This window comes from Providencia sp. PROV061, from assembly GCF_011045655.1.
Classification (GTDB): domain Bacteria; phylum Pseudomonadota; class Gammaproteobacteria; order Enterobacterales; family Enterobacteriaceae; genus Providencia; species Providencia hangzhouensis.
In genome coordinates, this window is sequence record NZ_CP042861.1 from 3619859 (window position 1) to 3633300 (window position 13442).

Here is a 13442-nt window from a genome sequence, read left to right on the forward strand (position 1 = left end):
TCACATATCAAGAACCCATGGGGTAAAGGAGTACTACTTGATTACTCATATCAGTCCATTAGGATCTATGGATCTACTCTCTCAACTTGAAGTTGATATGCTAAAACGCACGGCCAGTAGCGATTTGTACCAATTATTTCGAAATTGTTCTTTAGCCGTTTTGCATTCAGGCAGCTTAACTGATAGCAGTAAAGAGCTATTAGAAAAAAGTAAAGATTTTGATATCAATGTATTACGCCGTGAGCGTGGCGTTAAGCTTGAACTTATCGACCCACCAGAAAAAGCTTTTGTTGATGGTAAAATTATTCGCACCTTACAAGCAAACCTATTTGCCGTATTGCGTGACATTCTATTCGTCCATGCGCAAATTACCCATGCCAAAGAACAATTTAATTTAGACCTCGAAAATGGCACACATATTACCAATATGATTTTCTCTATCTTGCGTAATGCCCGTGCCCTGCATATCGATGAAGACCCGAGTATGATTGTTTGCTGGGGCGGCCACTCAATTAATGAAATTGAGTACCAATATGGCCGTAAGGTAGGTAATGAGCTTGGGTTGCGTGAGCTAAATATCTGTACAGGCTGTGGCCCGGGTGCCATGGAAGCACCGATGAAAGGTGCAGCAGTTGGCCATGCACAACAACAATACAAAAATAGCCGTTTTATCGGCTTAACTGAGCCTTCAATTATCGCCGCTGAGCCACCAAACCCATTAGTGAACGAACTCATCATTATGCCTGATATCGAAAAACGTTTAGAGGCATTCGTTCGATTAGGTCATGGGATTATTATTTTCCCAGGAGGTGTCGGTACCGCCGAAGAGTTACTGTATTTATTGGGTATTTTAATGGACCCAGCCAACAGTGAACAAGTTCTACCACTGATTTTAACGGGCCCAAAAGAAAGTGCGGAATACTTTGAAGTATTAGACGACTTTATTCGACACACTTTAGGTGATGAAGCCAGTAAGCATTACCAAATTATTATTGATGATGCTCAAGAAGTCGCTCGTGTAATGAAACGCAGCATGCCACAAGTTAAAGAAAATCGCCGTAGCACAGGTGATGCCTATAGCTTCAACTGGTCAATTAAAATTGCTCACAATTTACAACATCCATTCGAACCAACGCATGAAAATATGGCATCACTGAACCTCCACCCAGGGCAAGCACCTGAGAAACTGGCTTCAGATTTACGCCGCGCTTTCTCCGGTATTGTGGCTGGTAACGTGAAAGAATTTGGTATGAAAGCCATCGAAAAACATGGGCCATTCAAAATTCACGGCGATAGTGAGCTAATGAAGCGTATGGATGTGTTATTACAAGGCTTCGTTGAGCAACATCGTATGAAATTACCGGGTGGTACGGCATACGAACCTTGCTATGAAATCGTGAAATAAGTAAATGTTGGCGTATTTATGATCCACTTATTAATTATTGATGCATTAAACTTAATACGCCGTATCCACGCGGTGCAAGGAAGCCCGTGTGGAGAAACTTGTTTATCTGCAATATCGCAGTTGATCGCCCATACTGATGCCACGCACATTGTTGCAGTGTTTGATGAAGAAGGACGTCACCAAAGCTGGCGCCATGAAAAACTCCCCGATTATAAAGCGGGGCGACAACCTATGCCTGAAGATCTGCATGCTGAACTCCCCACCCTAATAGCCTTATTTAAAGAAAAAGGGGTTCACTGCTGGCAGTCTGAAGGGGATGAAGCCGATGATTTAGCCGCTACCTTAGCAACACGCATTGCGGGATCGGGGCACACAGTTACCATCGTATCCACAGACAAAGGTTACTGCCAACTACTTTCCCCTAACTTAAGAATTCGCGATTATTTTCAAAAGCGCTGGCTAGATATCCCTTTTATCGAAAAGGAATTTGGCGTTTCTCCTAATCAACTTCCTGATTATTGGGGGCTTGCAGGGATCAGTAGTAGTAAAGTTCCCGGTGTTGCAGGGATTGGTCCTAAAAGTGCCACGACACTATTGCAACAATATCACTCTATTGAAAATATATTTGCCAATTTAGATAACCTTGAAGAGAAATGGCAGAAAAAGCTCATCAATCAGCAGGAAATTGCATTGATTTGCCGAGATATTGCGACTTTAAGAACCGATATCCCGATACGAGGGAATCTGAATCAGTTGCGTTATGCACCCAACTAATAGAAAACAGAAAAGCCACTTAATGATGAAGTGGCTTTTTTATTAACTGATTCTATAAATTAATAATACTCACGTGCCATTGGATTTGCCGACCATATCCTCATCACATGTACAGTTACTTCTTCGCGGTCATGATAAAGCTGTTTAGCTTGAATCAACACATTAACACCTTGCTCTTTAAGCTGTGTTTTCATCTTTTCTAAGATATGTGAAACTTCTTCATAGCGCTTTTTCATCGGCAATTTTAAGTTAAAAATGGCCTCTCGGCACCAACCTTGAGCAAGCCAATCAGTCATTAGCGCAGCAACTTTAGCTGGTTTTTCAACCATATCGCAGACTAACCAAGTAATATTATGGGAAGTAGGCTTAAATTTAAAACCATCTTCACGGTGATGCTTAACTTGCCCTGTATCCATAAGGCTTTCCGCCATTGGACCGTTATCTACAGCATCCACCATCATACTGCGTTTCACTAATTGATAAGTCCATCCCCCTGGGCATGCTCCAAGATCGACAGCTTTCATCCCACTAGCTAGACGTTCTTCCCATTCTTCATAAGGAATGAAGACGTGGAAAGCTTCCTCAAGTTTTAAGGTTGAACGGCTCGGTGCATCTGATGGGAATTTTAACCTTGGGATCCCCATATAGAAATTTGAACTATTATTGGTATACGAATACCCGGTATAGCAGCAACCAGGGGCAATAAAGAATACATGAATAACGGGCCGCTTAAAGTTTTCGAGTGGCAATAAGATTTTTTCTTTACGTAATGCATTACGCAAAGGTACCGTAAACTTGCGGCAAAACTTCAAGAGTTCTTTCGATTCATTGGTATCAGCAACTTCAACACGGAGATCTCCTGCCCGCACAACTTGCTGACTCAATGCATTTACAATCGGGGTAATACGGTCTTCAGGCGGTAAATCCTTAAGTAAATCCCCTATTACAATCATTTGACGAGCAAAAATTAATTCTCGAAAAGGCAACGTTCGTGCGAGTTTGTCCGCATCTTCTGCTTGGTAGCACTCAAAAATAACATAACCACTGTTTTCTTTTACGCGGGCAAAACCATAAATTTCTTTTTGCCCTGCTTTATCTGTAATTTCTGCTGCACATTCTTTTTCAAAGCCTGGACGGCAATATAGTGCAATTTTATTACTCATTGCGTGACGCCGATTTCCTTAGACGCATAGCGCCAATAACCACTAACAGCCAACCAATTAGGAAACATACACCACCTATTGGCGTAAAATAAGAGAAGTATTTTACCTGCAATAGTGCCATACAATAAAGGCTACCGCTAAAAAGAAGTATCCCAACAGAGAAAAACACACCTGACCAATAGAACCACAGAATTATTTTACGTAATAAAATTGCCCCTAGCACCATTAGTGCAACAGTATGCAACATTTGATAACGTAGCCCTATTTCAATCCAGTCCATTTGATGGACACTCATAATTGACGATAACGCATGTGAACCAATAGCTCCAAAAGCAACAGTAAAGAAGCCACTAATTCCTGCAAAAATTAACATCAAACGACTATTCACAGTAACACCTTTTATTTAAATACTTGATTACTGAATAAGCGCCACATCTTGGTCACCCGTAATAAAACCTAATTTCTCTTGTTCACTTGCCGCCTGCCCAAGAATCCATTGGCGAAATGCAGCTATTTTGCCTAAATCTGCCTGATTTTCTTGGCAAACTAAGTAGAATGCATTTTTACTAACTAACACCTCACTAAAGGGACAAACTAAGCGCCCTGCGTCAATTTCATTTTTAGCCATAACATTATTCGTCAGTGCAACTCCCTGACCATGAACAGCAGCTTGAATAACCATCGCACTATGACTAAAAATGGGACCTTGCTGTACATTAACGACATTTTGTAACTCTAGTTGCTTAACATATGCTTGCCAGTCTCTTCGTGAAGAATCGTGAAGTAACGTATGTTTTGCTAAATCTTCAGGAATTTTTAGTTGGCTATCTCCAGTTAATAAAGATGGTGAACATACCGGCATTAAATATTCAGCATAAAGCCTATCTGTTCTTAGCCCTGGCCAATTACCTTTACCGTAGAAAATAGCGACATCAACGTCATCTGCCAATTTATCTTCTTCTCTATCTACAGCTTGGATCCGCACATCAATTCCTGGATAGGCCTGGTTAAAGCCTGAAAGCCTTGGCACCAGCCACTGAATCGCAAAACTTGGGGATAAACTAACCGTTAATGCCCCTTTTGCACTTCTGGCTTGCAACTTACGCGTCGCCTCGTTTAAAGAAGAGAAAATCTCTTTAATATCAAGGTAATAACTTTGACCTTCTTCTGTCAATAACAATGATCGGTTGCGCCGACGGAATAATTTCAGCCCAAGGAAATCTTCCAAACTTTTCATTTGGTGGCTAACGGCTGCTTGAGTTACAAATAATTCTTCTGCTGCCTTAGTAAAACTTAAATGACGAGCAGCAGCATCAAAGACTCTCAGTGCATTTAGGGGCGGTAATCTTTTAGACATAATCACTTCTACTTGGCATCTTGTTATGCATTAGTTTTTTTCATCCGAAGCATTATAATTTGTCCCTTGAGGATACGCTAGTAAATACCTATAGTATGCACACTTCCTAAGCCGGAACGAAAAGTTACAGAGTTTAGTTACTTTGAAACTTTTGGCTTTGTGGTTGTGATGTTGTGTTTGCAAGTTGTCTGGTTGAACCAGACCTTTGTAGCTTTAGCTACTGTTTTTTCACTTCCTGTACATTTACCCTGTCTGTCCATAGTGATTTTATATAGTGCACCGCCAACGCGCGGTGCTTTTTTTTACTCTTTTTTTAATGCTATTTCGGTATTTACTTAAGCAATTTAACTTAATAAATACAAATAACTATAGATAATTGTAAGTGTACCGAAAAAACTTTCAGTAAGATATTTAAGATAAATCTTGAAAATTATTTACTAAGTACTTAAAAAAATAAATTTATAAACAAAAGGCATTGCATTGCAACGCAAAACACTGAATCATCTTGAAACCACATCTAGAAAAATTGCTAACAATTAATACCAAACGTAACAAAATATTTCAATGGCTAGATTAAAAAATGATAAGTTTAAATTAATCAGAAAGTAACTATAAATGTACTAATAAATGTACAATCAACTAATACCGCACTCAGTAAAATCAAAACACATTGAAATTTTGACTAAAAAGAAAATACTCATGGATCATTTTAGCGCCACCACATTTCGCCTCGCCTTCCCAGCGATAGACTCATCAACACTATTTTTTGATAGTGCGGCAACGGCATTAAAGCCTATCGCCATGATCAATGCATCTAATGACTATTATCGCTTGTCGGGCAGTTCGGTATATCGAGGGCAGTCATCTGAATCATTGAAATTAACACGTGATTATGAGCAGGGGCGAATCCGTGCTGCAAAATATATTCATGCTTCCAGTGAAAAAAATATTATTTGGACACGCGGAACAACTGAGTCAATTAATTTAATTACACAAGGTTATTTTCGCTCAACATTAAAACCTGACGATGAAATTATTGTCAGTGAAATAGAACATCATTCAAATTTATTACCTTGGATTATGCTTTCACAGCAAACTGGCGCAAAAATTATAAAATGGCCAGTTGAAAAGAACCTGACATTGAGTCTTGATGTACTCCAATCTAAATTATCTGAAAAAACGAAAGTCATCGCTATCACTCAAATGTCCAATGTAACTGGCTATCAACCCGATATACAAACGGTGACTCAGCTCGCTCACCAAGTAGGAGCTTTAGTCGTTGTTGATGGCGCACAAGGTGTCGTTCATAGCCCGATTAATGTCAGTGAGCTGAATATTGATTTCTATGCATTTTCAGCACATAAGTTATATGGGCCAACTGGGCTTGGAGTTTGCTACGCCAAAACAGAACTTTTAGAGCAAATGACCCCTTGGCATGGTGGAGGAAAAATGTTGACCCACGTCACATTTGACGATTTCACTCTTGCACCTATCCCACAACGATTCGAAGCAGGAACACCGAATATTGCAGGGGTAATTGCCTTTTCTGCTACCCTAGAGTGGCTGGAAGGATTAAATTTAACACTAGCAGAAACATATACTTGCTCACTAATCGAATATGCTACTAAAAAACTGTCGGCACTTCCCGGCTTTATTCGCTATAGTGTGCCTGATTCTCCTTTGCTATCATTTAACTTCAAAGATATTCACCATAGTGATCTAGGTGCCCTCTTGACCGAACAAAATATTGCATTACGCTATGGTCAACATTGCACCCAACCATTAATGGATGCATTAAATATCAGTGGCTGCTTGCGTATCTCAATGATGCCGTACAACAACCGGGAAGACGTCGATAAATTTATCGATGCAGTCACCGTTTCACTTTCTATACTCAATGAATAAATCAATAAAGGAAGCCTAATGACTTCGACTAACCATGAACTTGCTCCGCACCCATTCGGTACAGAGATTAAAATTCAAGAAATAGTTGAACAGTTTTCCACACATAAAGCATGGGAAGATAAATACCGTTTATTAATTCAATTTGCGAGAAAATTGCCAGCGCTGTCTGATGATGAAAAACTGCAAACTCAAGAGGTTAAAGGCTGCGAAAACCGAGTTTGGATTGGAGCACTTCTCAATGATGATGAAACATTTCATTTTTATGGGGATAGTGAAGGCCGAGTGGTGAAAGGGTTATTTACCATTTTGTTAGCGGCAATAGAGCAAAAAACAGCGAAAGAAATCATGGAAATTGATTTTAATAGCTTATTAGCTCAAACCGGCTTACCTAGCCAGCTCAGCGAATCCCGCCAAAATGGTATTCAATCACTCATTACGGCAATTCAAAATATTGCAAATGAAATGACACCTGCGTAATTCATTGAATGAGGCTATCTATCGCAATAGCCTCATTCACTTTACTGCTGTTCCATTTCCCGTTGTGATTTTGCTATCATCTTTTTAAGTGCATGTGAGACAGCAATAAACCCAAAACTGGCTGTAACCATAGTCACCGCACCAAAGCCTGAAGCGCAGTCCATACGCTTAGAGCCATCCGCAGTGCTTTTTGCCGCACACACAGTACCATCACTTTGCGGATAAACAAGCTGTTCAGTAGAAAAAACACAGTCAATCCCGAGCTTTCCTTTGCCATTTTTAACAACGTTAAAATCGGATTTTAAGCGTTCCCGCAACTTAGCGGCTAAAGGGTCTTGAACCGTTTTAGCTAGGTCTGTCACTTGAATCTGTGTTGGGTCGATTTGTCCACCAGCCCCACCTGTGGTGATAATGGGTATTTTAAAGCGTCTACAATACGCTAACAACGCAGCTTTAGGCCTTACACTATCAATGGCATCAATGACATAATCAAACCCCGTGCTAAGGTAGTGAGCGACATTATCAACAGTAATAAAATCATCAATAACATTCACTACACATTCGGGGTTAATTTCTAAAATACGATTTTTCATCACATCAACTTTTGGTTGCCCAACTGTCGACTTGATGGCATGTAATTGGCGATTGGTATTAGTCACACAAATATCATCCATATCAATTAATGTGATATGCCCAATACCTGAACGAGCAAGCGCCTCCGCGGCCCACACGCCTACCCCACCAATGCCAATGACACAAATGTGGGAACGTGCAAAAAGATGAAGAGCATGTTGCCCATATAAACGCCCGATCCCAGCAAAACGCTGCATCCAAGCATCAGAAAGCTTAGCTTGCATAATAACGAACAACCTCAGTTAAAACTGTAACTACATTGAACCAAATAGCGGCTGGCTTTTTTTCAGCACCCAAACTCGCCCGTAATGGTTATAAAAACCGGCCATTTTTCCGGCTTCATGGCCTATACCGTGGTAAATATCAAAATGATGCCCTTTAATCGCACCACCAACATCCAAGGCTACCATCATACGCATTTCGTACTGCCCCGTAAATTTCCCATTATTATCTAACACAGGGATCTCCGCGAGTAAGGCTGTTCCCGGTGGAATGAGAGTTTTATCTGATGCAACAGATGCTTTAGCAATTAAAGGAACCGCACTTGCGCCTCTAACAGGGACAAATGATTGCGGTTTAAAAAATACAAATGACGGATTTTCTTCTAATAGCTGGCGAACTTCTTGCTCGCTATGCTGATTCGTCCAATCATGGATAGCTTGTAATGACATTTGGCTCAGAGGAACTTCACCGCGGTCTACCAGCACTTTTCCGATACTTTTATAGGCGTGACCATTTTTACCTGCATAACCAAAGAAATTCAGTGGGCTGCCATCCCCAAAATCAACATAACCACTTCCCTGAACTTCCATCATAAAATTTTCAACCGGCGAATTACTATAAGCTAAAATTAAATGATCACTCAGGGCACCATTATAAATTGCCGCTCGGCTAGGTAAGCGTGTTTTTCCTTTTGGCGGCATACCGTACAACGGATAACGAAATTCACCTTGAGCCATACGGCGCGCCTCGATCACAGGTGTGTAATACCCTGTAAATTGTACGTTTCCATAATTATCAGCGCCTTCCATTTGGAAAGCGGTTAAATTGAAATTTGCCAATTGAGCCGGGTTCCCCCCCGCCATCAACCAGTTTTCTATAGCATGATAGGTATCGTTGTTATTTTTAAACAATCGCGGTGATGCATTTTTAATTTCATTAACTTGTTGATTAAAATCTGGCGCATTTATTGGTCGCCCCTGTACATTCACTTGATTTACTTTCTGTAAATCTTGTACTAAGCGACCATCTTTATATTGTTGGCCTTTATCCGTTGGATGGGTTTGGCATCCAGCTAATAAGGAAAGAAATACGCTGGTTACTAACCATTTTTTTACTATTTGTTTATTGACGATTTTTGTTAGCCCTATATTCATGCTCTACCACCCAAATAAATCCAACAATCCAATATGAAGCGCACAATAGCAAACCCAATTAGGGAATGAAACGTGTAAATATATTTAGTTAGGTTATTTTCCTCTCTCTACTCACTAAAGAGCAAAAAACAGGCAGAAAGAACAGATTTTGTTCTGTAAATGCTAAATTTTGAAAAAAAAACACGAAAAAACTTGCATCAGATCTCATCCCGAGTATAGTGCCCGCATCGGACGCGGGGTGGAGCAGCTTGGTAGCTCGTCGGGCTCATAACCCGAAGGTCGTTGGTTCAAATCCAGCCCCCGCAACCAATTACTGATTAAATCAGTAAAGTAACAAAAAATCTGCAGTATAAAGTCGTAAAAATTCAGTCGCGGGATGGAGCAGCATGGTAGCTCGTCGGGCTCATAACCCGAAGGTCGTTGGTTCAAATCCAGCTCCCGCAACCAATTTTTTACCTCTTCAGTCGCGGGGTGGAGCAGCATGGTAGCTCGTCGGGCTCATAACCCGAAGGTCGTTGGTTCAAATCCAGCCCCCGCAACCAATTCTTTCAAATACCCTTTCTAATTCAATTACCTTTTTAGTACCACTATAATAAATTCTATTTTTACCCATCGATAAAAACAAAAAAAGGCGACTCACACACGTTTATCACCTTTCTTTATTTTAATCTGATTTAAATTAATTAGTTGCGAATTGCTAATGCACCGCCATTACGGAAATAAGCTTTTACCCCTTCAAAAATGGATTCTGCCATTTGTTGTTGGAATTTAGCTGTTTTCAATTTCCGCTCTTCTTCTAAATTACTAATAAAAGCCGTTTCAACGAGAATTGATGGGATCTCTGGAGCCTTCAACACCGCGAACCCGGCTTGGTCAACTCTATTTTTATGCAACTTGTTAACTTTTCCCATCCGTTTTAGTACTTCGTCACCAAATTTCAAACTGTCGTTAATCGTCGCTGTTTGCACGAGATCAAACATCGTATGGTCGAGATACACATCTCCACTTTTACTCACACCGCCCACTAAGTCCGCTTCGTTTTGTGTTTGTGCTAGGTAGCGAGCCGTATTACTGGTCGCACCTTTCGTTGATAGCGCAAAAACAGAAGAACCGCGGGCTGAACGGTTAGTAAACGCATCTGCATGAATTGAAACGAATAAATCAGCCTGCATTTTACGTGCTTTCGCCACTCGGACTTTTAACGGAATAAAGACATCTTCATTACGAGTCATATAGGAACGCATTTTAGGGTCTTTATCTATCAAAGCTTTTAAGCGCCGTGCGATCTGTAAAACCACATCTTTTTCACGTGTCTTATATTTGCCTATCGCACCAGGGTCTTCACCACCATGCCCTGGGTCGATCATAATAATAATGGGGCGATCCGTTCCTGCTTTTCCAGGCTTCTTCGCTTGAGCAGGCATGCTTTCCTCAAGATCACCTTTATTATAATCCTCAAGTAATGCCAATAGAGGATCATCATTGGTGTCAACACCTTTACCTGGATAAAAATCAAGAACTAAGCGGTGCTTAAATTCCGCAACAGGGGCCATCGAGAAGAATTGAGGACTAACTTTATTTTTAACTTCAAATACCAAGCGAACCGTTTTCGGATCAAATTGCCCAACTCTAACCAGTTTAAGGTAAGGATCACGTGTTTGAATTTGGGTTCCCATATCCTTTAATACATTATTTAACTGCACCCCTTCAAGATCGACCACAATACGCTCAGGGTTATTAAGCACAAACTGGCGGTACTTCAATGGAGTACTAGATTCCAATGTTACCCGGGTATAGCTGGATGCAGGCCAAATGCGCACAGCCACCACGCTGCTACTCGCAGAAAAACCGAATGGGCTAATGCTCAGTAACATAACTGCAGCTGCGCCCTGAATAAAACGACGCTTCGATGGGTTGTGATCTTGGTGACTCATCAATAATTCCGAACCTAGAACTGAAAAATAAAGTGATTTTAGGATAATTGCTAATAATTAGACTTGAAATACGCACTCTAACTAATCATTTGCACTCTGTCATTAAGAATATACCAAAGCATCTATAGAGTTACATTAATGAGTATAACCTAATCATACCGAGAGAAAATATTTGTGAGTGACTTTCTGTGTCAATTTTATGCAATTTAATTTTCGTAGAGTATATCTAGTTAAATTTAGAGATATGTAAACGATAAAAATAAAAATGTTACTTTTTTTATCCCATCTTTTACTTGATATTTCCCGACAAAAAGAATAAAAATACATTATTAACGAATAAAAATTCAATTAAGAGGGTTGTTATGAAAGAGCGCAGCACCGAGTTGGTTGATGAGTTTCGCCATTCGGTCCCTTATATAAACGCCCACCGCGGCAAAACATTCATTATTATGCTTGGTGGTGAAGCGATTGCGCATGAAAATTTTCCTAGCATTGTCAATGATATAGGATTATTGCATAGTTTAGGCATCCGAATTATTGTCGTTTATGGTGCTAGGCCTCAAATTGAGGATATCTTAGCTGAACACAAATATGATGCGGTTTATCATAAACATACTCGCGTAACAGATGCGAATACACTTGAATATGTAAAACAAGCTTCTGGAGCTTTACAATTAGATATCACGGCTCGGTTATCTATGAGCTTAGGTAATACCCCGCTTCAAGGCGCACATATTAATGTGGTTAGTGGTAATTTCGTTATTGCTCAACCTCTAGGGGTTGATGATGGCATTGATTATTGCCACAGCGGAAGAATCCGCCGTATTAATGAAGAAGCCATTAATAATCAGTTAGATAATGGTTCCATTGTGTTGATTGGGCCGGTTGCAGTCTCAGTCACAGGAGAAAGTTTTAATCTGACCTCTGAAGAAATTGCAACTCAATTAGCAGTAAAAATGAAAGCGGAAAAACTGATCGGTTTTTGCTCCTCACAAGGTGTAGTAGATAAAGAAGGCAATATTTTGTCCGAATTATTCCCAAATGAAGCAGAAAACCGTATTCAAGAGCTGGAATCTGAGGGCGATTACTACTCAGGAACCGTGCGTTTTCTACGTGGAGCCGCAAAAGCTTGTCGCCGGGGTGTCCGCCGTAGCCACCTATTGAGCTACCAAGAAAATGGTTCTTTAATTCAAGAATTATTCTCTCGCGATGGTATTGGTACCCAAATAGTCATGGAAAGCGCGGAACAAATCCGCCGTGCAAACATTAATGATATTGGTGGAATATTAGAACTTATTCGCCCATTAGAGCAGCAAGGGATTTTAGTTAGACGTTCACGTGAGCAATTAGAAATGGAAATTGATAAATTTACCATTATTGAACGTGATAACTTAGTCATCGCTTGCGCGGCGCTTTACCCTTACCCAGAAGAAAAATTAGGTGAAATGGCATGTGTCGCTGTTCATCCTGATTACCGTAGTTCATCTAGGGGAGAGGAGTTACTGCACCGTATTGCCGTACAAGCAAAACAATTTGGTTTAGACAAGCTATTTGTACTAACAACTCGTAGCATCCATTGGTTTCAAGAGCGTGGTTTTACCCCCGCGGAGATTGAGATGTTACCAATGAAAAAACAGGCTTTATATAACTACCAGCGCCGCTCTAAAATATTGATTTTAGATTTAAAAAACCAAGCTGATAAGTAAATATTAGAATATTCAAAATGATTGCTATTTAGTCAATTACTTTAACCCCAAACTATACAAGGATGCATAGTTTGGGCTATGGCTTTAACACAAATGAATAGCCACTAAGCTATCTGAATAACCCTTGCTTTTTCACACAAAGGAATGGAGTCTAAATGCGGCTGTATTGCAGCTTTCATCTCAGCGAAAGAAGTACCATAAAAATAAAATGCCGTTTCTGTCGGGCCATCCCAGACCCCGTGAATACTCCCAATATCTTCCACTGCTTCATCTAGAGTATCGAATACTTCATTGATATCCCCATTTTCATAAACGTCATCAGCGAGCTCTGTCCCGTTGAAATAAATAGCCATGCCTTCATCTGAGCCAAAATCGATTCGAACATCTTCGCCATGAATGAATAAACGAGAGCCCTTTGGAGCTAACATTGAAGAAAAAAGTTGAATAATTAAACTGATATTTTCGTCACTAGCTTCTTCAAGTGCTATTTCTATATCGCATTCTTGCGCTTCGCCATTATCACTTAATAATGTTCCACCACCTGTAACATGGATATTTTTACCCATGCTTTTCATGACTTCATTAAATGCATCTTCTAAATCACCACGCCTAATCGGTTCAAGTCTTGCATTTAATGTTACTGTAATTGCCGTCATTGCTTGCTGGTTATCCATCTCATTACCTTTACTTTTGGGTTAAATATTCACGTAAC

General features: G+C 40.2%; 12 protein-coding genes and 3 tRNA genes. 8 read left to right on the forward strand and 7 right to left on the reverse strand.

Annotated elements, in window-relative coordinates:
* The first annotated feature begins 37 nt into the window (after positions 1 to 37).
* Both ppnN and xni read left to right on the forward strand, forming a co-directional pair.
* Positions 38 to 1405 (forward strand): nucleotide 5'-monophosphate nucleosidase PpnN, encoded by a 1368-nt coding sequence (gene ppnN, locus FVA72_RS16705; protein WP_110591282.1) that lies wholly within the window; start codon positions 38 to 40, stop codon positions 1403 to 1405.
* Positions 1406 to 1423: 18 nt separating this feature from the next.
* Positions 1424 to 2179: a flap endonuclease Xni gene (gene xni, locus FVA72_RS16710; RefSeq protein ID WP_110591281.1), complete on the forward strand. Its 756-nt coding sequence runs from the start codon at positions 1424 to 1426 to the stop codon at positions 2177 to 2179.
* Positions 2180 to 2238: 59 nt separating this feature from the next.
* On the opposite strand, the gene rlmM is transcribed toward xni, so the two are convergent.
* The 3 genes from rlmM to FVA72_RS16725 are packed head-to-tail and all read right to left on the reverse strand — an operon-like array spanning position 2239 to position 4699.
* Positions 2239 to 3342: a 23S rRNA (cytidine(2498)-2'-O)-methyltransferase RlmM gene (gene rlmM, locus FVA72_RS16715; RefSeq protein ID WP_004257556.1), complete on the reverse strand. Its 1104-nt coding sequence runs from the start codon at positions 3340 to 3342 to the stop codon at positions 2239 to 2241.
* Entirely contained in the window at positions 3335 to 3730 is a 396-nt protein-coding gene (locus FVA72_RS16720; RefSeq protein WP_004908716.1) for a DUF423 domain-containing protein, read from the reverse strand. Before FVA72_RS16720 ends, rlmM begins: the two co-directional genes overlap by 8 nt.
* A gap of 27 nt (positions 3731 to 3757) precedes the next feature.
* Positions 3758 to 4699, reverse strand: a complete 942-nt coding sequence (locus tag FVA72_RS16725; protein WP_004257564.1) for a transcriptional regulator GcvA — start codon at positions 4697 to 4699, stop codon at positions 3758 to 3760.
* Positions 4700 to 5398: 699 nt separating this feature from the next.
* Between FVA72_RS16725 and csdA the strand changes: the two genes are divergently transcribed.
* Positions 5399 to 6604, forward strand: a complete 1206-nt coding sequence (csdA, locus tag FVA72_RS16730; protein ID WP_110591280.1) for a cysteine desulfurase CsdA — start codon at positions 5399 to 5401, stop codon at positions 6602 to 6604.
* An 18-nt stretch (positions 6605 to 6622) separates the two neighbouring features.
* The gene (gene csdE, locus FVA72_RS16735) at positions 6623 to 7081 is read left to right on the forward strand and encodes a cysteine desulfurase sulfur acceptor subunit CsdE (protein WP_094961126.1); all 459 of its coding nucleotides are present in this window, start codon (positions 6623 to 6625) and stop codon (positions 7079 to 7081) included.
* A gap of 41 nt (positions 7082 to 7122) precedes the next feature.
* Here the strand turns inward: csdE and tcdA are convergent, their stop codons facing one another.
* Together tcdA and mltA are read right to left on the reverse strand one after the other, a co-directional pair.
* Complete coding sequence (tcdA, locus tag FVA72_RS16740; RefSeq protein WP_004257579.1) at positions 7123 to 7938, reverse strand: tRNA cyclic N6-threonylcarbamoyladenosine(37) synthase TcdA; 816 nt, start codon at positions 7936 to 7938, stop codon at positions 7123 to 7125.
* A gap of 30 nt (positions 7939 to 7968) precedes the next feature.
* On the reverse strand, positions 7969 to 9090 hold the full coding sequence (mltA, locus tag FVA72_RS16745) for a murein transglycosylase A (RefSeq protein WP_004257581.1): 1122 nt from the start codon (positions 9088 to 9090) through the stop codon (positions 7969 to 7971).
* 232 nt (positions 9091 to 9322) lie between these two features.
* Between mltA and FVA72_RS16750 the strand changes: the two genes are divergently transcribed.
* The 3 genes from FVA72_RS16750 (at position 9323) to FVA72_RS16760 (ending at position 9632) form a co-directional block, all read left to right on the forward strand.
* Positions 9323 to 9399: transfer RNA gene (locus FVA72_RS16750), tRNA-Met, on the forward strand.
* Positions 9400 to 9460: 61 nt separating this feature from the next.
* Positions 9461 to 9537, forward strand: a tRNA-Met gene (locus FVA72_RS16755).
* Positions 9538 to 9555: 18 nt separating this feature from the next.
* A tRNA-Met gene (locus FVA72_RS16760) sits at positions 9556 to 9632 on the forward strand.
* A gap of 141 nt (positions 9633 to 9773) precedes the next feature.
* Here the strand turns inward: FVA72_RS16760 and amiC are convergent.
* Positions 9774 to 11024 carry an N-acetylmuramoyl-L-alanine amidase AmiC gene (gene amiC / locus FVA72_RS16765; RefSeq protein WP_004257585.1) on the reverse strand — a complete coding sequence of 417 codons (1251 nt, stop codon included), beginning with the start codon at positions 11022 to 11024 and terminating at the stop codon, positions 9774 to 9776.
* Positions 11025 to 11386: 362 nt separating this feature from the next.
* Here amiC and argA point away from each other — a divergent pair, with 362 nt between their 5' ends.
* The gene (gene argA, locus FVA72_RS16770) at positions 11387 to 12730 is read left to right on the forward strand and encodes an amino-acid N-acetyltransferase (protein ID WP_036957996.1); all 1344 of its coding nucleotides are present in this window, start codon (positions 11387 to 11389) and stop codon (positions 12728 to 12730) included.
* Positions 12731 to 12834: 104 nt separating this feature from the next.
* On the opposite strand, the gene FVA72_RS16775 is transcribed toward argA, so the two are convergent.
* A complete protein-coding gene (locus FVA72_RS16775; protein WP_094961122.1) occupies positions 12835 to 13404 on the reverse strand; it encodes a hypothetical protein in 570 nt (189 codons plus the stop codon).
* Positions 13405 to 13442: the final 38 nt, after the last annotated feature.

Excerpts from the sequence above, each read along its gene's own strand:
- xni (WP_110591281.1), top strand. The coding sequence starts at position 1,424 with ATGATCCACTTATTAATTATTGATGCATTAAACTTAATACGCCGTATC.
- mltA (WP_004257581.1), bottom strand. The coding sequence starts at position 9,090 with ATGAATATAGGGCTAACAAAAATCGTCAATAAACAAATAGTAAAAAAA.
- argA (WP_036957996.1), top strand. The coding sequence starts at position 11,387 with ATGAAAGAGCGCAGCACCGAGTTGGTTGATGAGTTTCGCCATTCGGTC.
- tcdA (WP_004257579.1), bottom strand. The coding sequence starts at position 7,938 with ATGCAAGCTAAGCTTTCTGATGCTTGGATGCAGCGTTTTGCTGGGATC.
- FVA72_RS16775 (WP_094961122.1), bottom strand. The coding sequence starts at position 13,404 with ATGGATAACCAGCAAGCAATGACGGCAATTACAGTAACATTAAATGCA.
- csdE (WP_094961126.1), top strand. The coding sequence starts at position 6,623 with ATGACTTCGACTAACCATGAACTTGCTCCGCACCCATTCGGTACAGAG.
- FVA72_RS16725 (WP_004257564.1), bottom strand. The coding sequence starts at position 4,699 with ATGTCTAAAAGATTACCGCCCCTAAATGCACTGAGAGTCTTTGATGCT.
- csdA (WP_110591280.1), top strand. The coding sequence starts at position 5,399 with ATGGATCATTTTAGCGCCACCACATTTCGCCTCGCCTTCCCAGCGATA.
- rlmM (WP_004257556.1), bottom strand. The coding sequence starts at position 3,342 with ATGAGTAATAAAATTGCACTATATTGCCGTCCAGGCTTTGAAAAAGAA.
- amiC (WP_004257585.1), bottom strand. The coding sequence starts at position 11,024 with ATGAGTCACCAAGATCACAACCCATCGAAGCGTCGTTTTATTCAGGGC.